This window comes from Deltaproteobacteria bacterium, from assembly GCA_020845895.1.
GTDB lineage: Bacteria > Lernaellota > Lernaellaia > JACKCT01 > JACKCT01 > JADLEX01.
In genome coordinates this window covers 59,601-79,239 of sequence record JADLEX010000017.1, presented here as the reverse complement: position 1 = coordinate 79,239, position 19,639 = coordinate 59,601, and the positions used below count along the sequence as shown (strand labels likewise).

The 19,639-nt window shown below is 64.3% G+C and carries 18 protein-coding genes; 9 read left to right on the top strand and 9 right to left on the bottom strand.

Annotation, left to right across the window (positions count from 1 at the left end):
- The first annotated feature begins 17 nt into the window (after nt 1–17).
- Both IT350_02125 and IT350_02120 read left to right on the top strand, forming a co-directional pair.
- Nucleotides 18–344 carry a hypothetical protein gene (locus tag IT350_02125; GenBank protein MCC6156821.1) on the top strand — a complete coding sequence of 109 codons (327 nt, stop codon included), beginning with the start codon at nt 18–20 and terminating at the stop codon, nt 342–344.
- A 160-nt stretch (nt 345–504) separates the two neighbouring features.
- On the top strand, nt 505–1,758 hold the full coding sequence (locus IT350_02120) for a hypothetical protein (protein MCC6156820.1): 1,254 nt from the start codon (nt 505–507) through the stop codon (nt 1,756–1,758).
- 9 nt (nt 1,759–1,767) lie between these two features.
- Here the strand turns inward: IT350_02120 and sixA are convergent, their stop codons facing one another.
- The 4 genes from sixA to tmk are packed head-to-tail and all read right to left on the bottom strand — an operon-like array spanning nt 1,768 to nt 5,310.
- Nucleotides 1,768–2,265, bottom strand: coding sequence for a phosphohistidine phosphatase SixA (gene sixA, locus IT350_02115; GenBank protein ID MCC6156819.1), 498 nt, complete (start codon nt 2,263–2,265; stop codon nt 1,768–1,770).
- 12 nt (nt 2,266–2,277) lie between these two features.
- Entirely contained in the window at nt 2,278–3,813 is a 1,536-nt protein-coding gene (locus tag IT350_02110; protein MCC6156818.1) for a hypothetical protein, read from the bottom strand.
- 11 nt (nt 3,814–3,824) lie between these two features.
- Nucleotides 3,825–4,589: a thymidylate kinase gene (locus IT350_02105; GenBank protein MCC6156817.1), complete on the bottom strand. Its 765-nt coding sequence runs from the start codon at nt 4,587–4,589 to the stop codon at nt 3,825–3,827.
- A gap of 1 nt (nt 4,590) precedes the next feature.
- Nucleotides 4,591–5,310: a dTMP kinase gene (gene tmk, locus IT350_02100; protein ID MCC6156816.1), complete on the bottom strand. Its 720-nt coding sequence runs from the start codon at nt 5,308–5,310 to the stop codon at nt 4,591–4,593.
- Nucleotides 5,311–5,460: 150 nt separating this feature from the next.
- Here tmk and IT350_02095 point away from each other — a divergent pair, with 150 nt between their 5' ends.
- The gene (locus tag IT350_02095; GenBank protein ID MCC6156815.1) at nt 5,461–6,000 is read left to right on the top strand and encodes an isoprenylcysteine carboxylmethyltransferase family protein; all 540 of its coding nucleotides are present in this window, start codon (nt 5,461–5,463) and stop codon (nt 5,998–6,000) included.
- Here IT350_02095 and IT350_02090 read toward each other — a convergent pair.
- Nucleotides 5,997–8,609 (bottom strand): bifunctional YncE family protein/alkaline phosphatase family protein, encoded by a 2,613-nt coding sequence (locus IT350_02090; GenBank protein ID MCC6156814.1) that lies wholly within the window; start codon nt 8,607–8,609, stop codon nt 5,997–5,999. The two genes, IT350_02095 and IT350_02090, sit on opposite strands and share 4 nt — an antisense overlap.
- A 243-nt stretch (nt 8,610–8,852) precedes the next feature.
- Between IT350_02090 and IT350_02085 the strand changes: the two genes are divergently transcribed.
- Both IT350_02085 and IT350_02080 read left to right on the top strand, forming a co-directional pair.
- Complete coding sequence (locus tag IT350_02085; GenBank protein MCC6156813.1) at nt 8,853–9,899, top strand: iron-containing alcohol dehydrogenase; 1,047 nt, start codon at nt 8,853–8,855, stop codon at nt 9,897–9,899.
- On the top strand, nt 9,892–10,239 hold the full coding sequence (locus IT350_02080; protein ID MCC6156812.1) for a cupin domain-containing protein: 348 nt from the start codon (nt 9,892–9,894) through the stop codon (nt 10,237–10,239). Before IT350_02085 ends, IT350_02080 begins: the two co-directional genes overlap by 8 nt.
- A gap of 24 nt (nt 10,240–10,263) precedes the next feature.
- Here IT350_02080 and IT350_02075 read toward each other — a convergent pair whose 3' ends face one another.
- Together IT350_02075 and IT350_02070 are read right to left on the bottom strand one after the other, a co-directional pair.
- Entirely contained in the window at nt 10,264–11,259 is a 996-nt protein-coding gene (locus IT350_02075; GenBank protein MCC6156811.1) for a hypothetical protein, read from the bottom strand.
- A gap of 39 nt (nt 11,260–11,298) precedes the next feature.
- On the bottom strand, nt 11,299–12,690 hold the full coding sequence (locus IT350_02070) for a radical SAM protein (protein ID MCC6156810.1): 1,392 nt from the start codon (nt 12,688–12,690) through the stop codon (nt 11,299–11,301).
- Nucleotides 12,691–12,991: 301 nt separating this feature from the next.
- Between IT350_02070 and selD the strand changes: the two genes are divergently transcribed.
- From selD to IT350_02050, 4 genes are all read left to right on the top strand, one after another.
- A complete protein-coding gene (gene selD / locus IT350_02065) occupies nt 12,992–13,966 on the top strand; it encodes a selenide, water dikinase SelD (protein MCC6156809.1) in 975 nt (324 codons plus the stop codon).
- Nucleotides 13,967–13,977: 11 nt separating this feature from the next.
- Nucleotides 13,978–15,024 (top strand): tRNA dihydrouridine synthase DusB, encoded by a 1,047-nt coding sequence (dusB, locus tag IT350_02060; GenBank protein ID MCC6156808.1) that lies wholly within the window; start codon nt 13,978–13,980, stop codon nt 15,022–15,024.
- Between the two features lie 138 nt (nt 15,025–15,162).
- Nucleotides 15,163–15,936 (top strand): hydroxymethylpyrimidine/phosphomethylpyrimidine kinase, encoded by a 774-nt coding sequence (locus IT350_02055; GenBank protein MCC6156807.1) that lies wholly within the window; start codon nt 15,163–15,165, stop codon nt 15,934–15,936.
- A gap of 50 nt (nt 15,937–15,986) precedes the next feature.
- A complete protein-coding gene (locus tag IT350_02050) occupies nt 15,987–17,861 on the top strand; it encodes a YgiQ family radical SAM protein (GenBank protein MCC6156806.1) in 1,875 nt (624 codons plus the stop codon).
- 114 nt (nt 17,862–17,975) lie between these two features.
- Here IT350_02050 and IT350_02045 read toward each other — a convergent pair whose 3' ends face one another.
- Together IT350_02045 and IT350_02040 are read right to left on the bottom strand one after the other, a co-directional pair.
- Nucleotides 17,976–18,923, bottom strand: coding sequence for a tetratricopeptide repeat protein (locus IT350_02045; protein MCC6156805.1), 948 nt, complete (start codon nt 18,921–18,923; stop codon nt 17,976–17,978).
- Nucleotides 18,924–18,984: 61 nt separating this feature from the next.
- On the bottom strand, nt 18,985–19,623 hold the full coding sequence (locus IT350_02040) for a histidine phosphatase family protein (protein MCC6156804.1): 639 nt from the start codon (nt 19,621–19,623) through the stop codon (nt 18,985–18,987).
- Nucleotides 19,624–19,639: the final 16 nt, after the last annotated feature.

Genomic DNA, 19,639 nt, shown 5'->3' with positions numbered 1-19,639 from the left:
ACCCGGAGGACGGCATCGTGCTGGGATTCGTGCTGTGGAACGGCGGGACCGCGACGGAAATGGTCGGCTGCGCCGAAGTGACGAACGACTCCGGCCAGAACACGGTGTACTTTTCCGACGAGAACGGCCCGAGCCTGACGCGCACCTCGACGCATCCGCTGAACTCGAGCTTCATGCTCTTCAACGTGCCCGCGGATGGCCCGTACGACTTCACCGCGACCGTGGACGAAACGGACATCACGGACACCATGGTGCCGCAGGTCTTCGCGTCGTCGGTGACGATGACGTACCTGGTCTACGGCGGCGAGTACGAAACCAACCCGACGCCGACGGGCTGCGAATAATCCATTCCTGAACCACGCCGCCCCGGAAACCCGTTTGGGTTTCCGGGGCGGTGCGTTTTTGCGGTCGAGACGTCCGGCAAGCTCTGCCAAAGTCGCATCCGCGTTGACGACGCGGCAGCCCGCACGTAGTTTGGGTGCTCCGTAGTTTCACCGATCGACGATGACGCCAACGCCCGCACCCGCCGCGAAAAGCGACCGACTCGGCTACCTGGATTTCTACCGCGGATTCACGGTCGTCCAGATGGTCGCCGCGCACCTGCTCATGCACTCCGTCGCGCCGATGAAGGGCGATGAGACCGCGCGGCTCTTTCTCTTTTCCTACGCGGAGTTGTTTTCCGCGGGCTTTCTGATGCTCGCGGGCTCCAACGTCGGCCTCATCGCCTCGCGTCTCGGGCGAATTCCCGGGTTCGACACGTTGCGTTTCTTCGCCTACACCGCGTTCGGCCTGTATGTGATGGGCTGGAGCTACAACCTGCTCGAAGGCTCCGGCCCATTCACCTCGGTCGTGCAGGCTATCGGCGTGGGCGTCCTCGCCGCGTACCTGCTCCATCACGCGCGCGTACCGACCTGGGTATTCGCCGCGATCGGTCTCGGCTTCATCGGCGCGTATTATCTGGCCGTCGCCGCCGTCATCGAGGTCGATCCTTCCGTACGCGCGAATTTCGCGTGGCACATGATGGCCGGCCACGGCGAGGTCACACGCGACGCGCTCGACCGTCTCCATCCGCACAAATACTGGTACTGCATGTTCGGCATCGTGCCGACGTGCGGCTACGTCATCCTCGGCGCGTTCATCGAGCGGCTGCGCGGTGCGTGGCTGGTCGCGTTTGGCGTCGGGTGCCTCGCGCTGGCGGTCGTTTCGCACTTCATGCCCGAGATGACGTACAACGCGCGGACGCACATGGTGCTCCGTATGGATCTCAAGTTTTTCGTGCAGATCGTGCCGCTCTACACCGGTTGGCTGCTCACGTTTCGCTATCTCTACCCCAAACGCGTCGCCGGGCCGTTCGCGCGAACGGTCGAGGGATTCGGGCGGCTGTCGCTCGACTTCCTGATCTTCCACTGGATTTTCATCGGCCTCTTCACCCTCACGACGCCGTTTCTCGACAAGGGACCCCTCGATTTCGCGGCCGTGCAGTGGATCCGCGCGGCGCTCGTGCTCTCCGCGCTGTGGTGGACGCTGCCGCGATTCGACGCATATCGCAAACGCGCGAGCCAGAAGCCCGGATTCCTGCGCCGATCATGGATCATCCTGTTTTCGGCTTATGCCGTCGCGATTCTGACAAGCGCCCTGCCCGCGCTGCGTCCCGTGCGCATCGCCGCGGGCGTGATCGCGGCCCTCGTTTTCATCCGCGCCTACCCCACGGCGCGAGACGAATGGCGACGGCGCTGCACGCCCGCGCGCCCGGCGTGATGCGCGACGTTACTTTTCGGTCAGGTTCAGCAGCTTCGGTGCGACGAGCCAGACCAGTCGGGCGACGAGCGGCGTGAACGACACGATATCGACGCACGCGACCCCTGCCTTTTTCAGATCGGTGATCGGCGAGCCCGCGCCGCACAGCGCGGCGATGAACACGTCGAGGTGCGGCGCATGGCCGAACGCGACGGCGGTCTGCGACTTGTCGCGGCGAAGCTCGCGGATGAACGCGGCGGGGTCCGCATCGGGCAAGAGCGAGGCCGTCTCCGTTAGCGAGATCTTCGCCGTGCCGAGCGCATCCGCGAAGATCGTCGCGGTCTGCCGCGCACGCTCATAGGGGCTGGTGTACCACTGCCGGGCCTCCAGCCCGATCGCGCGCATCCGCCGAGCCACGCGGCGCGTCTTCTCGGTCCCCTCATCGGTGAGGAATCTCTCGGCTTCGGCCGGGCATGCCGGATCGTCGCGGTCGATCGCGATGCCGTGGCGCACGATGAAAAGCCGCATGGCGCTCCCCCGTTACGACGCGAACTTGAACGTCGCCTTCCGGCCGAACACGCGCTCGAAAAGCTTGTCCTTGCGCCTCGCGCCCCAGATCGCGAGCTTTGACGGGCCCTGACGTTTGGCCGTGAAATCAACCTTGCCGGCCGAAATCTTCACCTCGACGGAAACCACCGCCTGCCGATGCTCGCAATCGAGACCATCCGCGATGCGAAGAATCGCCAGCAGGGCGCAAAGCTCGTTCCGATGCTTTTCATCGAGCCGCGTGAAGGTCTCGTCGTCCAGCGCCGGGTCCTGCTTCCCGTGGAAGCGCACGAGGCACGCCACCATGTCTTCGGGCACGCCTCCGAGCCCCGCGATGTCGCCGTGGCGGATCAGGTATTCGCCGTGTAGCGGGTGGTCGCGGTAGTTCACGCATTGGCCGACATCGTGGAGCATCGCGCCCATCTCCAGCAGCACCCGCGAGTCGCGCGGCAGGCCGTGCAGGGGCGCGAGTTGATCGAACAGGCGTTTGGCGAGACCGCGCACGTGATCGGCGTGGCGATCGTCGAAACCGTGCCGCAGCCCGAAATCGCGGCAGCTGGCCACGAGCAGTTTCGCACGGCCTCGATCGGACGGCCTTCGCTTTGCGTGAAAGTGCGAACGCACCAGATCATCGATCAGGCCGTCACGCACGCCCCCGCCCGTCACCCAGAACCTCGAGGCGCCGAGCCACTGCCCGATGGTCAGAAAAATCAGCGCGGCGATGTCGATCACGTCGGCGCGGTCGCGGCGAATGTCGTAGAGCGCCATGCGCTCCTCGACGCGCATGCGCAGCAGCGGGCGAAGCAGTCGGCGCAGTTTCGCCATGTCGAGCGCGCGACCGTAGCGCCCCGCGACGCCGCCGGTGATCGCCGCGAGCGCTTCGGCGTTGCCGCCGCAGGCGATGATGTCGCCGCCGCTCACATCGGGCGTCTCGCGGAAGTGCGCCGCGAGTTTTTCGATGATGAACAGGCGAAGCGCTTCTTCTTTCGCCGCGGAGATCGCGTCGGTGGCGTCGAAGGTTTCGAGCAAACGCACCACGCCGATCGGCACCGTGGCGGCGTACTCGAGGTTGCGGTCGCGCAGCAGGTTGAATTCAAGGCTCCCGCCGCCTAGATCGAGAATCAGTCGCGGCGAAACGTCTTCGGGAAGCTGGGCCAGCACACCCGTGCGTACGAGCCGCGCTTCCTCGGTGCCGCTGACGACTTCGAGGTCGATTTTTCCCGCGTTCCACGCGGCGTCCACCAGCGCATTTCGGTTTCGCGCATTGCGCGCGGCGCTCGTCGCCACGGCGCGGTACTTCTGCACGTTGTACCGGTCGAAGAGCGCCCGAAAGTGCGCGAACGCCTTTTCGGCCTCGGCGATCGTCGACGGGTCGAAGTTACGCCGCGTGAAGACGTGATGCCCGAGCCGCACCGCCACCCGGTCGCGCTCGAGCACGTAGTGATCCGTCGGGTTTTTCGCCTCGACGATGGCGATACGGATGCCGTTGGTGCCGGCGTCGATGGCGGCGATGTTGACCGGCTCGTTCACGCTGCCGGTCCTCAACGCAGAAGGTGCGCCAGAGCGCCCGAGGGACGGAATGCCGTACCGCGAATGCCCAGCAGTGACGCGATCCGACGGCGCAGTTGCAGGTTGACCTGCGCGATGCTGGCGTCCGCCGCGACATTCACAAATTCATACCGCTTCGCCATGCGATCGAACTGCGTCTTCACCATGGTCTGGTACTTGATGAACGAATCGAAGAGGTCCGGGGACAGGTTCATGTCCCGCCCGCTCTCCCAGTAGCTGATCGCCTGCGCCTTGCGGAACTCGCGCTCGAACGCAATCTGCGGCGAGAGTTCCAGACGAAACGTCAGATCGGGAACGAGGGCGTGCTCGTAGATCTTTTCGACGAATGCGCGGTCGAGTCCCCGCACCACCGCACGCGCGATGAGCGTGTACACGTAGCGGTCGGCGAGCAGCACCGAGCCCGCGCGCATTCCGGGAATGATGACGTTCTCGAGCGAGTCGTAGAAGTCGGTCGCGTACATCAGCGCCAGCGTGGTTCGCGTGATGACGTTGTGCGCAATCAGGTCGTCGATGTTGTCGGCGAGCAGCAGCGATCGGCGCAACCCCATCGTCTGCACCGCGAACCCCTGCGACTCCAGCCATTCCGTGAGCAGGGCGATCTGCGTCGACCGGCCCGAGCCGTCCGTGCCTTCGAGCACGATCAACTTGCCGGGGCAGTCGCCCGGCTCGATCCCGGGGAGCGGACTGCCGAAGAATCGAAGCGACGACGCGGCCGAGTCTTTCTTCTTCGACGCCATCTCACGCCCCCGCTTTTTTTGCGCCGGCGGACTTGGCCCGCGCGGGCCTGGCGTGAAACGCCTCGAGTCGAATGCGATCGGTCACGATCTTTCTCGTCAGCGCCTGCAACTCGTTGACCGGCCGCTCGGCGTCGATCCGCACGAATCGGTCCGTCTCCACCATGGCGTCGTATTGATCCATGATGCGCGCCTGAAAGAGCCGGAAACTCTCGATGGGATCGGTGGACAAACCGAGATCGAGCCCCGCCTCGTAGAACTTGAGCTGGGGTCGCCCCGAGAGGATGCGCCCGAGCGAGACTTCGAGCGGTGCCCGGTAGTAGAGCGTCAGGTCGGGAATCGGCGCGAAGTGATAGAGGTTGCGCACCCACTCGTCGTGGCAACCGCGGGCGACGTCGCGCGCAAACGCCGTGTAGATGTAGCGGTCGGCGAGCACGAGATATCCGCCTCGCAGCAGCGGCAGAATCTGCCGCTCGACGCGATCCGCAAGATCGGCCGCATGCAGAAGCGAAAACGTTGTGGGCGTGAGCGCCTGGCGCTTCTTTGCGCGCCTCGTGGACGCTTTCACGAGCGGCGACGAGTTCCACTCGGTAAAGTGAACCTTGTAGCCGCCGATTTCGAGCCAGCGCTTGAGGAGATAGAGCTGCGTGCTCTTTCCCGAGCCGTCGATACCCTCGACGACGATCAGCGCGCCCGGATAGGGCCGCGTGGAATCCGAAGTCATCGCGCCGGATGCGCCTTTTCGACGTATCGCCATGAACCGTCCCGCGTGTTGGAGGCGTTTGCCGTTATAGACAACGCGCGGCGCGGTGACAATCGCGCGAGGGTCTGCCGCCCCCTTGCGCGCGTGACAGGTGTGTTACAAGTTCGGGGCATGATCGCCTTCGCCAAGATCCTCGCCGTCATCGCCGCGCTCGCCATCGTGCTGCACTTTCGGACGCTCCTGTTCATGCGCGGCCCGCGCGGACTGGCCGAACCGCCGCCGACCGATCCCACTTACTGGGCGATCCTCGTCGCGTTCTCCGTATTTCTCGCGGCTATGCTGACCGAGATCTCGCGGATGAATTCGCTCCCAAGCGGGATCGACACGCACCTCGGTGAAGCCCTCGTCGTCGTCGCGTTCGCGTGGACGTTCTGGGCGAAGCGACACCTGGGAAAAAACTACGCACCCACGGCGCAAAACGACCGGCCCGATCAGACGATCATTCACGCGGGTCCCTACGCGTACGTCCGGCACCCCATCTACTGGGGCAATCTCGCCGTGGCGCTCGGCCTCATCTTCGCGTTTCGTCTGACGTGGACATGGATCACGCTCGCCGGACTCGCCGCGGCGATCGCGTGGCGCATTCGCCGCGAGGAGCGCTTCCTGCGCGCGAAATTCGGCGAGAGATTCCGCGACAAACCGCTGACCTAATCGTCGTCCACCACGCGGAAAGTCGCCTTGCGCGTCGGCGGATCGGTGCCACGGACATAGCGCCAGAAGAGTTCCGCCGCTCGCGGATTTCGGTCGATGTCCGCCCAATCGAGCTGCGATGAGAGATCCGTGAGCGCGCTTTTCGGACCTTCGAAAACCGTGTCGGGATACTGTCGTTCGACGTGGTCGAAAGGAGTCGTGTCCTTCCTGGCGACGAACAGATCGTACATGCCGGTCGCGAGGCCGTCGAAACGATGCATCGGATCGACGCCCAGAATCAGCTCCACGGTCTTGTGGATGTTGGGCATGCTGTAAGCCACGCTGGAAACATAGCCACGCTTCACCCACGGCCCGATGGCGAGGACGGGAGAGCGATGCTGATCGACATGATCGAACCCGTGCTGGGAGTCGTCTTCGAAGACGATGATGAGGCTCTGATGCCAGACGGGGCTCCGGGAGATTGCATCCACCACCATGCCCACCGCGACGTCGTTGTCCGCGATCCAGCTTTGCGGCGTGAGCGCGCCGATCGACAGACCGAAGGCGTGGTTGTTGGGCAGATAGATGTATGAGAGCGTCGGCACGGTGCCGCTTTCGACCCGCGACTCGAATTCCTTGATGAAGATGCGCGCCCGGTCCTCGTCCTTGAAGTTCTGCGTGATGAACTGGGGATACCAGAGGGCGATGTTACGCCGATAGCGATTGACCGATTGGAGTCCGAAGTTGTCGAAACCGCCGTAAGCGCGAACGAAGAGTCCGTTCTCGATCAGGTGCGGAAGAAAGAGCAGCGACTCCGGCATGGCGCCGGGCGAAAGGCTCGTGACCGAGGACGGGAGGCCGTAACCGGCGTAGTTGAGCACCCAGCTCTTCTCCATGAAGTCCGGTTCGATCCCCGCCGCGGCCCACTGGTGACCGTCCACCGAACTCTCCGCGTCCGCGTAGAAGTTGTCGAGAATGGTGAACTCGCGGGCGAGCCTGCGTTGGTTGGGTACGATGGTCTCGTCCCACAGCGTGTAGTCGGCGCGGCCGTTGACGGGTTCGAAATCTCCGTACGCGCAGTCGAAGGAAAAGTTTTCCTTGAGAATGAGGAACACGTACTTGATCGGCGATTCCCGTGGTTCACCCGGAGAAGGCACCGGCGTGTCGTTGCCGTTCGAGAAGTCGAAGTAGAGCGACTGGCGCGTGTTGTTGTCGCGCACGGCCTGCGTGTACTCGGCGAGCGTGGACGCATCCGGAACCGGGATCTGAAAAATCGATCCGAAGAGCTGGCGCCCGATCTGGTCGCGGTTTTCCGAAGGAAAACCTTCTCCCTCGTATTCCGTCGGTCCGTCGCCGCGTCCCTTGCCGTTGAGCACGTAAATCGATTCGCCGTCCGGGGAAATCGCGACATCGAGTGGATACCACTCGGTGGGGATCCGTCCGGCGACCTCGCCCGAGGGCAGGTCGACCTGCACAATCGCGTTGTCTCCGGCACCGGAGACATAGAGCGTGTCGCCGTCGGGCGACAGTGCGGCGAACGTGGGGGAGAGCCCGGTCAGGTTCCCGGCGCCCTCGTAAAGCGGGATCGTGCGGATGACCTGCAGCGTCGCCACGTCGATCTCGGCGACCTCGTCGGAACGGTTGCACACGACGTAGAGGCTCTGTCCGTCCGCGGAAAACACCATTCCCTCGGGACCGAGACCGACGTGAACGGACTCGATCAGTTCCCCGCTCGCGGTATCGATCACGTGGACGGGATCGCCCACGGTTTTCTGGTGAATGGAGGCCCAGTTGCCGACGAACAAACGCGAACCGTCCGGAGACAGGGCGAGCATGTACGGTCGCAGTCCCATCGCTCGCGTGTCGACGACCAGGTCGGTGTCGAGGTCCACCGTCATGATCTGGGACGTGGGGTCGCAACTGACGTACAGGATGTTTTCGCTCTCGTCGATCGCGAGATCGGCCGAGTAGCAGCCCGGCGTGGCGATGCTGCGCTCGAACTCGGGGTCCGTCGGATTCGTCGAATCGAATACGTGCACCGATTCGTCCTGGCCTCCCGACACGTACAGAAGTCCGCCGTCGGACGAGTAACGCAGGCCGATATACATCGAACGCCCCGGCATCGGGACGGTCCGCAGTACGTCGAGCGTTTCGGAGTCGAGGATCCGCAGCAGGTGCCGCTTGTCCTCCCAGTCGTCCGGGTCCGTGACCGTGCCGAACCCGTTTTCGTTGACCGCGATCACGTTTCCCGAGGGATGGACGGCCATGCGGGTCGGAAAGGTGCCGAGCAGGACGCTTTCGCCCGCCGGTCGGATCAGTCGACCGTTGACGATCATGTTTTCGTCCGGGTCGTCGGCAGTTACTTGGCGATAGGCGATGGGGTTGATCGCGGGGTAGATCGGATCGCGGCATGCGCCGTCTCGGCAAACCTGGTCCGCGGAGCAGGCGTCGTCGTTGGGGCAGGGATACGTGTCGTCGTCGATCGACGCGTCATCGTCGGTTGCGGTATCATCATCCGTTGTACCCGCGCTCCCGGAATCGTCGTCATCATCGTCGTCTGCGCAGGACGCCAGACAGGCGAAGAAGACCACGAACACCATCAAATGCCGTACGAAACGGAACGCGCTCACGACAGACCTCCGATCAAACTCCACTCAGGCATGGCGGTTAGTTTAGCGGATTTCCGGTCCGCACGACGATCCATCCCCCTCCCCGTGCGACTTGTTTCCCGCAAGACACACGCCGATCACGGTTTCGCCATGCTGCCTGACCTCGTCGGCGCGCGAAGATCGGCGATTTTGCGAATTGTCAGTCAGTGTCATATTTCGTAAAACAGGTCGTTGATGGCATGAACCACCGCACCGAGGCCCCCGTTGAATATGCCCCGACAAGCCCTGCCCCATTACGGTCGAAACCTGCTGTCGACCGTTGAGCGCGATCTGAAAGACGACTGCGTGGTGTTCTGCGCGCCCGAGGCGTGGGGACTCGTCGAGCCCGCGTTTTCGCGCCCGCCGGCGGAGGTGGTCATCCCCGACTCGATGGAGCAAAGCCATATCGAAGCTCGCATCGAGCGGACGGCTCGCGCGAAGGCCGTGTTCGGCATCGGCGGCGGGTCGGCCTGCGACGCAGCGAAAATGTATTCTTGGCGCACCGGCGCCGACCTCGTGCTCATGCCGTCGATCCTGTCGGTCGATGCCGCGTTCACCAAAGCCGTGGGCGTGCGCGTGAATCACCGCGTGCGTTACCTCGGCGAGGTGTATCCGCGTCATCTGCTCGTCGATTTCGATCTGGTTGAGCGCGCACCCAAGCCGCTCAACCGCGCGGGGATCGGCGACATTTTGTCGATCCACACCGCGCCGTGGGACTGGAAGCTCGCCGAACGGGAAATCGGCGAACGCTTTGACACTTCACGGGCGGACGAATCCCGCGCGCTTCTGGAGCGACTCTTCGCCGCCGCCGAGGACATCCGCGATTGCAACGAGTCCGCAATTCGCCTCCTCGGCGATCTTTATACCGAAGAAGTCCGACTGTGTGAGTTGAACGGCAACAGTCGCCCGGAAGAGGGATCGGAGCACTATTTCGCCTATTGCCTGGAGTCGATCACGCGGCGCCACTTCCTCCACGGCGAACTGATCGCCCTTGCTGTGCTGCTGACGTCTCTGTATCAGGGGCAGCCGGTCGACCGGATCGTCAATTTTCTGGAATCCGTGCAGGTCGCATACCGGCCCGAGCAGGTGGGCGTGACCGACGAGGAGATCGTACGCACGCTCGTGGAGCTCCCCGTCTATCTGCGCGAGGAGACACAGCTCCTCTACGGCGTGTATCATCATCGGGGCATGGACGAGCCGCGGGCGCGCGTCCTGTTGGCCGCGTTCCATGCCGCCATCGCCGGCAGCTGGAAGGGGGTTGGACATGAGTGACGCGAAATCCGATCGCGGACGAGTTCCACCGGGAGTGCCCGTGGAACGCGCGAATCTGGTCCAATACGCCGACGGCGCGGTGGTGAGCCGCATCGTCCACAAAAACGCCGTGGGCAACGTCACCGTGTTCGCCTTCGACGAGGGCGAGGGACTCTCGGAGCACACCGCTCCCTTCGACGCGCTGGTCGAGATTACCGACGGCGAATGCGACATCACCATCGGCGGCGAGACGCAACGCGTGCACGCGGGACAGATGATCCTCATGCCCGCAGGAATCCCGCACGCGCTGCACGCCTGCCGGCGCTTTCAGATGACGCTCGTGATGCTGCGCGGCGCCTGAGCGCTTCGGCGCGATCCGACTGGACTACTGCGCGAAATTCACGACGCAGGTGTCCTGATACCCTTCCGGAAACCCCGTGTCGTAAACCGTCTGCTGGGTTCCGTACGGGTGATCGGCCAAGAAGCGGAGCAATGTATCGGGACCCATGAAAAGCGTGCCCATGTTGTGGATGTACGGGTGGACGCATTCCACGTAATCGTGGCCGCGCTCGTTCAGAAACGGCGCGTCGTTCTCGCCGTACTGGCCGAAGGGCATAATCATCCAGTCGAGCACGCCGCCGTGAACGCGCATCTCGACGTACTTATTTTCGGTCGTCAGATCCGGCCAGTTGGCGATCGCGTACGGAAACGCGTTGAGCGGATTCGATGCGTAGCCGCCCGAGTAGGTCGCGATGGACGCGATCATATCGCCGCGCACGGTGCCGAGCAGATCCGAGATCGCGCCGCCCAGCGAAAACCCGATGGAGTGCACGCGGTCCCAATCGACGCCGTAGCACGTGTCGATCTCCTCGATGAGTGCATCGAAGAGCAGCACCTCGCGGTTGTTCGGGCCCGCGCCGTCGATGATGTCCCAGTCAAGCAGCATCGACGAATCCTCGGGCGTGACGCCGATGAAGGTGTAGTCGGGACCGTTCACAAAGCTCTGGACGAGCTGGCGCATGTTCGCGGCGGTGTCGCCGAAGCCGTGCCAGTTGAAGACCACCGGCCACGGCCAGCTCTCGGCCACGCCGTCCGGGAGATCGAGGTAGAAGCTTCGTGGACGCCCATCGACCATGATCGAGTTGAGGCCCTCGGTCAGCGTGTCGCATCCCGGAGGCGGCGGGACATCGTCGTCGGCGTCGTCGTCGGCGTCGTCGTCCGTCGCATCGTCGTCGGAGACATCGTCGTCGGTGTCATCGTCCGAAACATCGTCGTCCGCGACATCATCATCGCCCGATGAGGCCGAATCGTCGTCGTCGTCGCCGCACCCCGCGAACAGCATGGCCATCGCAAGAAGCATCACCCACATTCGTTCCAACACGTCCTCACCCCCCTTGCATGTCATGAGCACCGAGAGACGTCATTCAAACACAGTCCCGCGCCCGCGAACAAGCGAACGTTCGAAGAGACCCCGAATGCGCGGGGCGATTTGAGCCGTCATCAAGGTCGCCAGTCGGACCGCACGCGCCGGACTCGCGTAGAACCACCGGCGAGCGAGGCGGCGGACCCGCTCGACCTCGCGCGCGGGCAGCCCCGGCAGGTTCAGCGACGCACGGGACTGGTCCATGCGCGCAAACGTCGTCGAAGGCGACAGCCAGCCGTTTCGCTCGGCCTGTTCGTGAAGCGGCGAGCCCACGAAGGGCGCGGCGGCGTAGAACTGCGCGAAGTCGAGCGGTAACGACCGCGCGAAGGACACCGTGCGCCGAATCGTGTCCGGCGTGTCGCCGGGCAGGCCGAGAATGAAATGCGCGACGGTGCGAATGCCGAGCCTGCGCGCCGTGGCGAGCGGGGCATACAGGTCCTTGCGATCGCGCGTGCGCGGGTCCTTGTTCGCGAGATGCAGGACGACCGGGTCGGGCGACTCGATGCCGAAGCTCATCATCCAGCATCCCGCCGCGGCCATCGCGGCCATCATCTCCTCATCGACCGTGTCGAGGCGGCTGTTGCACGTCCAGCGCACGCGCAGGCCGGAATCGACGATCGCCCGGCACAACTCCATCACGTAGGCACGATCGATCGTGAACGTATCCGCCCACATGAAGTGATCGACCACCCCCGATTCGGTGGCGTTCCGCCGGAGTTCCGCGACGACATTCTCGACGCTTCGCTTGCGGACTCGGTGGCCGTAATGCGCGGGCGCAGTGCAATACGAGCACGAATACGGACAACCGCGATGCGGCGAGAGACACAGGAAGCGCCGACGGGAAAGCGGCAGTCGATAATCGCGCGCACCGACGTCGCTCCAGTCGGGCATCGGGAGCGCATCGAGATCGGTGACGGTGTCGCGATCGGGATTGCGCAGGACGCCGTCGCCGTCCCGCCAGGTGAGCCCGGCGATATCGCGAAATTCGCCACGTGCGATGCCGTTAGTCAGCGGCAGGATGGTGCCCTCGGTCTCGCCGCGCATCACGAAGTCGAGGGCGCGGCAGTCGGAGAGCACCTCGGAGTCGCGCGCGGACGCATGTACGCCGATCGCGGCGAATCGTGTCGAAGGTGACGCGTTCTTGAGATGCCGAATCGCGTCCATGTCGTCGGCGTAACTCGGCGTCGACACCGCGACCACGCACAGATCGGGCTCGCGGCGTCGGATGGAGAATTGCGTTGCCGCAACGCTCATCGACTTCGCCGGCACATCGACGAGTGTCGCGTCGTGACCGGCGGATTTCGCGATCGCGCTCAGATAGGCCAGCGTCACCGGCGGCCACAACGTGCCCCAAATTGACGAACGCTGCGTGCATCGTCCCTCGCGCATGAAGCGCTCGCCGCGCGGCGACGGCGGATTGAGAAGCCATAGGCGCATGCCGTTATGTTACAGAAATTTCCGATCTGGTGCGCCCGTCGGGCTCACGAATCCTGAAGAGTCCGCTTTTCATTGCGGGCGCGTTTCGTTACGCTATCGGTGCTTGCGCTCAGCGAACGGCGCGGCGCGGGCACCTAAAAGGAATTTTCGAAACGTGAACGACGAAAGTCCAACCGGTCCGGAAAGAAAGAAGCGTCTGACCGACATGCTCGCGCACGGCGCGGGGTGAGCCTGCAAGCTCTCGCCGGGGTCCCTGGCGTCGGTGCTCGCACGCGTGCCGCAGGCGGTCAACGCGCATGTGCTGGTCGGCAACTCCACCAGCGACGACGCCGGGGTGTACCTGCTCGACGATGGCCGCGCGCTGGTGCAGACGGTCGACTTTTTCACGCCGATCATTGACGACCCGTTCCAATTCGGGCGCATCGCCGCCGCGAACAGCCTGTCCGATGTGTACGCCATGAACGGCGTGCCGATCACCGCGCTCAACATCATGGCATTCCCCGAGTTCGAACTCCCGCTCGACATGATGGCCGAGATTCTGCGCGGCGGAGCGGACATCGCGGCCGAGGCCGGTGTGGCGATCATCGGCGGGCACAGCGTCGATGACCGCGAACCCAAGTACGGTCTGTCGGTGACCGGCCTCGTCGATCCGAAGAACATCTGGCGAAACGTCGGGGCGCGGCCTGGCGACGCGCTGGTGGTGACGAAACCGGTCGGCGTCGGCGTGCTCGCGACGGCGGTTAAAAAAGGTCTCGCCGACGAGTCTGTGACCGAGAATATCATTTCGGTCACCACGTCGCTCAATGCGCTCGCGAGAAACGCGGCGCAGGGGCTCGACATCCACGCCTGTACGGACGTGACCGGATTCGGGCTTCTCGGCCATCTCAGGGAGATGGTCGTGGGCAGCGGAGTCGCCGCGACGCTCTTCGCCTCGCGGGTTCCCCTGATGCCGCGAATGCTCGAATTCATCGATCAAGGCATCGTGCCGGGCAGCACAAAACGTAATCGCGATTTCGTCGCCGACGCGGTTCAATTCGACGAGGCCGTGTCGGCGAATCTTCGCTTCGCCTTGGCGGACTCGATGACCAGCGGCGGGCTCCTCTTCGCCCTTCCCAAAACACAGGCTTCGGAACTTTTGAAGCGTTTGGAAGCTCACGGAGTCCCCTCACCGGCCGTTATTGGGGAAATTCACCAAGGAACTATGGCAATTTCGGTCATCCTGAGGTAGAAGAACTTTCAATGTTTCTGAGCGAAGTTCCTCGTCGATTGCGCCTGAAGGGGCTCGATCTGGGGGCCGGCGTGGCCGTGTCGCCCATGGTCGGTGTCACCGATTTGCCATTTCGACGGATTTCGCGCGAGTTCGGCGCGGATCTGACCTTCTGCGAGATGGTCGCCGGTCAGGCGCTTCGAGCCTATCAGCGTGGTCGCGCACGGCCTTCGTCGGTGCGCGTGCTCGCGACCGAGGTCGGCGAACACCCGTACGCCATTCAGCTTTTCGGCTGTGATCCCGATGCCCTCGCCGTGGGAGCGGGTATCGCCGCTGACCTTGGCGCGGATCTGGTCGATCTCAACATGGGATGCCCCGCGCGTAAAGTTGTGGGTAACGGTTCGGGCTCGGGGCTCCTGCGCGAGCCGGAGCGTGCGCGGGCCTGCATCGCGGCGATTCGCCGCACGATTCCCAATCTGCCCTTCACCGTCAAGTTTCGCGCGGGATGGGACTCGGCGAGCGAAAACGCCGTCGAGATCGCCCGCATCATCGAAAGCGAAGGCGCGGACGGCATGACGCTCCATGCGCGTTTTCGCTCTCAGAGTTACGGCGACACGCCCGACTGGCGACACATCGCCCGCGTGGTCGAAGCCGTATCGATTCCCGTGCTCGGCAACGGCGGCATCATGACCTGGCAAGACGCGGTGGAGATGGTCCGCCGGACCGGCTGTCACGGGGTGATGCTCGCCCGCGGCGTATTCGGCAATCCCTGGCTGATCGCCCAGGTCAAAGCGGCGTTCGAGGGACGGCCGGTTCCGGCGTCGCCCACGCCGCGCGAAAAGTGGGAAGTGTTTCATCGTTACTGGCTCGGCATGGTCGAGCACCGCGGTTCGCGCGCGATTCTCGACATCCGCAAACACCTGATCTGGTATTCCAAGGGGCTCCGGGGATCGCACGAGTTGCGCCGGGAGCTGCACGAGATGACGGATGAAGCGACGCTGCTCGAACGCACGCGGACGTTTTTCGAGCAGGCGCATGCGGATGAATCGCGCCATGGAGCCGCCCCGACGGCGGCTTGAAACGCGGCGCATCGCCCGGTGCGGGCGATGCGTCGTGGTGACGAAAATCGGGTTTCGGGAAAGCAAGATAGAGGGCGTCCCACGGTTACGCGCAGCGAGAAAGAATTCGAAAAACCCATCGACCGCCCAGCGATCGTCGTGATCGGCGGACTCGACCCCAGCGGCTGCGCGGGGCTCGCGCTCGACGTGCGCGTGGCGCATGCCCTGGGCGTGCACGCATGCCCCGTCGCGACGACCCTCACGGCGCAGACGCCGTGGCGGTGGCATGGGGACTACGCCGCGTCGCCCGCGGCGGTACGCGCGCAGATCGATGCCGCGCTCGCGTCGTTTCGGATCGGCGCGGTGAAGATCGGCATGCTCGGCGGCGCCGAGAATACGTTCGCCGTGGCTGAGGCGGTCCGTGAGGTCGGTTCGGAGCTGTGTGTGGTCCTCGATCCGATTCTCGCCACGAGTTCGGGCGGCGCGCGCGTCGATGACGATGGTCGCGCGGCACTGCTGGACGCCCTGTGGCCCATCGCATTTGTTGCCACGCCGAACCGGCCGGAGGCGGAGGCGCTCGCGGGAATGAAGATCACGGACGAAAAGAGCCGCGACGCGGTCGCGAACCGGCTGCTCGCCGCCGGCGCCGGAAACGTCGTCATCAAGGGCGGGCACGACGACGGCGACGAGTCCGTCGATCACTGGTACGACAGCGCAACGCACCGCCGCCTGGCCTCGCCGCGCCGCGCCGGATCTCCGGTGCGCGGTACGGGGTGTGTCTTTGCGTCGGCGCTGGCCGCCGGGCTCGCACTCGGGAAATCGCTCGCGGACGCCCTCGTCTGCGCGAAGGATTTGGTCACACGGTTTGTCGAGGACCCGCTGGCCGCGGGCCCGGTTGGGATCGGACGGGTGCCGATCCATGCGGAGGCGTAGCCGGCCTCCTGCAACACGTTGAGGAAAGGTGACGAGCGATGATGGAGTTTATGGATCGAAGAAAACTGTTCCTGCCCATGTCCCGCTACGAGATGCAGCGCCTCGAGTGGGACACCTGCGACGTCGTGCTCATCACCGGCGACGCCTACATCGATCATCCCGCGCACGACGACGCCATGATCGCGCGCCTGCTCGAGTCGGAGGGCATGCGCGTCGGCATCATTGCGCAGCCCAACGACATCCGGCTGATCGACTTCATGCAGCTCGGTCGGCCCAACGCGTTTTTCATCGTCACGGCCGGCGTCCTGGACTCGATGATGAACAAGTATTCGCCGACCAAGCGTCCGCGAAAGCAGGACTTTTACAGCGCGGGGCGCCTGCCGGGCAAACGACCCGATCACGCGGCGATCGTGTACGCCCGGTGCGCCAAGCAGGCGTATCCCGACTGCCCGGTCATCCAGTTCGGCATGGAGTCCACGCTGCGCCGCCTCGCGCACTACGACTTCCACAACGACGAGGTGAAGCCGAGCGTTCTGATCGAGGGCGAGGCCGACCTGATCGCGTACGGCCAGAGCGAGAAGGCGTTTCGCGAGATCGCGGCGATCTTCAAACACGGCGGCGGCGTCGAACAGTGCCGCGACATTCGCGGCGTGGTGTGGCGGCTGCCCCTCGGCGAGACGGCGAACAGCGTCCGTGACGCGATTCCCCTGCCCGCGTTCGAGGACGTCGCCGCCGACCGCGCGGCGTTCTACCAAATGTCCCGCATCGATTTGCGCAACGTCGATCCGCACTTCGCCAAACCGATGACTCAGGAGCATGCCGCGGGCACCATCGTCGTCAATCCGCCGCAGATCCCGCTCTCCACGGCGGAACTCGACGAGCTGTTCACGTTGCCGTTCGTGCGCACGCCGCACCCGAAGTACAAGAAGCAGGGGCCGATTCCCAACTTCGAGACGATCAAATTTTCGCTGGTGTCGCATCGAGGCTGCCCGGCCGGATGCAGCTTCTGCACGCACCACGCCTACCAGGGCCGATACGTGACCTCGCGCTCGGAGGAATCGATCCTCGAGGAAGCGCGCACGATGACCGGCTACCACTACTTCAGAAACGTCATCAGCAACATCGGTGGGCCCGTGGGCAACGCGTACCGGCTGACGTGCTCCAAGATGACCGACGCCAACGGCGGCGGCGAATCGTGCCAGCGCGCGTCGTGCACGTTCCCGGACAAGTGCGAGAAACTCAACGCCGACCAGGGACCGTATCTGCAACTGCTCAAGAACGTGCTCGACCTCGAGGGCGTGGACGAAGCGTACATCTCGTCGAACTTCCGCTACGACCTGCTCGAAACCGAGGCGCACGGGCCCGAGCTCGAGGAACTGCTCCTCACGCGATTCACGCACGGCAAATTCAAGCCGTCGCCGCTGCACGTCAACGACGCCGTCACGCGCCGCATCCGCAAATACCAGCCGGGTACGACACGGAGGTTCTTCGAGCGCGTGCACAAGGTCTTCGAGAAGTTTGAAATGCTCGACGACACCGAGGTCGTGCCGTTCTTCATGGCGTCGCATCCGGGGTCGACGATGGACGACGCGCTCGAGACGTCCATGTTCATGGACGAGTTCGGGCTGAAGTCGAATTACATCCTCGATTTCGTTCCGGCGCCCGGCACGGCGAGCGCGTGCATGGCGTACACGGGGCAGGACCCCGTGGACGAAGACCACATGTATCGCCCGCTTTCGTTCCGCGAACGCAAGCTCCAGCGCGCGCTGATGAACTACTACCGTCCGGAGAACGCGCACTTCGTGTATGAGGCGCTCAAGGAGATCGGCCGCACGGACCTGATCGGCGACACGCCGGGCTGCCTGCTCACCGAGGTGCCGCAGGACTACTACGCGCCGCGCGAGGGCGAGGACGAAGGTGTGTGATCGGGTTGTATGAGGAGTTCACGACGGGACCGGTTTGGCCGGTCCCGTTTTTCTTGCGCCGCGATTCGTGAGTCCCATGAAAGTTACACGCGAAGCGTAACCACCGGCGAAGGCTTATTGGTCCGCGACCCAATCGACGGATTCGACGCGGTCAAGCTCCGTCTCCTTGATCTCCAGCGCCTCGCCCAGTCGCTTTTCCAGATCGCCGAGTTCGGCGTCCGCCTGTTCGTCTCGACGCAGCTTGCGCACGAGGTGCAGCGCCTCTTCGATCAAGGAAACCTCCATGTGGATCTGAGCCGCCACCGCGGCCGAGTGGAGGTCCTTTTCCTTTCCGTCGTAAGCGTCGCGGTGCTCGCGCCGGTAGGCCGAGTAAATGTCGTCGCGCTCGCGGGATTCGTGCTCGTCGAGCGTCGCCATGATCTTGTCGGCTTCGGCCTCGATGGAATCCTCGACGTTTTCCAGCCCGTCGAGCATGTGATCGGTTGCACGCACCCGCTTCTCGACCGGCGCGACCGGTCCCACGTCTTCCGCGAGAATCTGGTCGATGTCGATCGTGCGGCGCGTCTTCGGCCTTGCGTTGAACAGGTCGATCGTGTCCTGATCGCCCTCCTCCACCGCCTTTTCATAGACCTTCGCGGCCTCGTCGCCGAGACGGCGCTTGCTTTCGGACGTGAGCAGGTTTCGGATCTCGAAATCGAAGGGGTCCTTGGCGAGCACCGATTCGAGCAGCGGGCGCGCGTGCTCCTCATCCTCGAGTTGGAGATAGAGCTTTCCGAGCGCGCGGTTGAGTTCGGTGTTGTCCTTGACGATCGCGTGGACTTTTTCGAGCTGCTCGCGCGCGTCGGCGAGCCGGCCCATGCGCATCAGCAGTCGGCCGAGCACCTCGCGGCACAGCAGGTAACTGGGAAACAGCTCGAGCCCGCGAGACGCGGTGTCCATGGCGTCACCGGTGAGTCCCACGCGCCGATAGCCGTCCGCGAGCGGCGCGTGCACCTTCTGCTCAGGGTCCTTGCGCAGTTTCACCGCGTACTTGCGGATATTGTCGATAACCGTTCGGTCCATTCTCCACTCGCGTTCATCGCCGCGCGGTCACGGGAAAACCCGCCCCGCGAGCGAGGTCATGTCATAACACGCCGCCCGACACGCTCACAAGCCGATTGAGATATCCCACGTGCGGTACGCCGTCGTACCAGTCGATGCGCGTGACGCCGCCGTTGTCGATACGAAACGTCGCGAAGTCCGTCGTGGGGTCGAGCCCGAGCAGGATCGCCGTCGCCATCATCAGCACGCCGGCGTGGCTGACGACGAGCACGTCCCGGTCCCGAAAACGTTCGATGATTTTCTCGAAGATTGCCCGACGCACCCGAGGAACAAAGACTCCGTCCTTCTCCGCCACGTCGAATTTCGCGACGAAAGGTCCGCGCATGATCGACGCGCCGCCGTCGGGCTGCTCGTCGATGATGTCCTGAAACGTCCTACCTTCCCATCGTCCGAAATCGCGTTCGCGAAGTTCCGGCGCCCATACGACGGGCAGGCCGCGCCCCCCAACCAAAATCCGGGCCGTCTCCGCCGCGCGTCTTTGCGGACTGGCGACCACCGCGTCCAGCGCGACCGCGTCCAGCGCCTCGCGAAGCCGAGCGAGATCCGCGCGGCCCTGGTCGCCGAGTTCCACGTCCGTCGATCCGGCGATCTGATGGACGAGGTTGTACGGGGTCGCGCCGTGGCGAACGAGGTAGAGACGGGTGCGTCGGAGGTGTTGCATCCGGTTCATTCATCGG

What these genes read in the sequence shown, in the direction of transcription:
- dusB (MCC6156808.1), top strand. Translation starts at nt 13,978, where the DNA reads ATGTTTCTGAGCGAAGTTCCTCGTCGATTGCGCCTGAAGGGGCTCGAT.
- IT350_02095 (MCC6156815.1), top strand. Translation starts at nt 5,461, where the DNA reads ATGATCGCCTTCGCCAAGATCCTCGCCGTCATCGCCGCGCTCGCCATC.
- IT350_02050 (MCC6156806.1), top strand. Translation starts at nt 15,987, where the DNA reads ATGGATCGAAGAAAACTGTTCCTGCCCATGTCCCGCTACGAGATGCAG.
- sixA (MCC6156819.1), bottom strand. Translation starts at nt 2,265, where the DNA reads ATGCGGCTTTTCATCGTGCGCCACGGCATCGCGATCGACCGCGACGAT.
- IT350_02045 (MCC6156805.1), bottom strand. Translation starts at nt 18,923, where the DNA reads ATGGACCGAACGGTTATCGACAATATCCGCAAGTACGCGGTGAAACTG.
- IT350_02040 (MCC6156804.1), bottom strand. Translation starts at nt 19,623, where the DNA reads ATGCAACACCTCCGACGCACCCGTCTCTACCTCGTTCGCCACGGCGCG.
- IT350_02120 (MCC6156820.1), top strand. Translation starts at nt 505, where the DNA reads ATGACGCCAACGCCCGCACCCGCCGCGAAAAGCGACCGACTCGGCTAC.
- tmk (MCC6156816.1), bottom strand. Translation starts at nt 5,310, where the DNA reads ATGACTTCGGATTCCACGCGGCCCTATCCGGGCGCGCTGATCGTCGTC.
- IT350_02080 (MCC6156812.1), top strand. Translation starts at nt 9,892, where the DNA reads ATGAGTGACGCGAAATCCGATCGCGGACGAGTTCCACCGGGAGTGCCC.
- IT350_02070 (MCC6156810.1), bottom strand. Translation starts at nt 12,690, where the DNA reads ATGCGCGAGGGACGATGCACGCAGCGTTCGTCAATTTGGGGCACGTTG.
- IT350_02105 (MCC6156817.1), bottom strand. Translation starts at nt 4,589, where the DNA reads ATGGCGTCGAAGAAGAAAGACTCGGCCGCGTCGTCGCTTCGATTCTTC.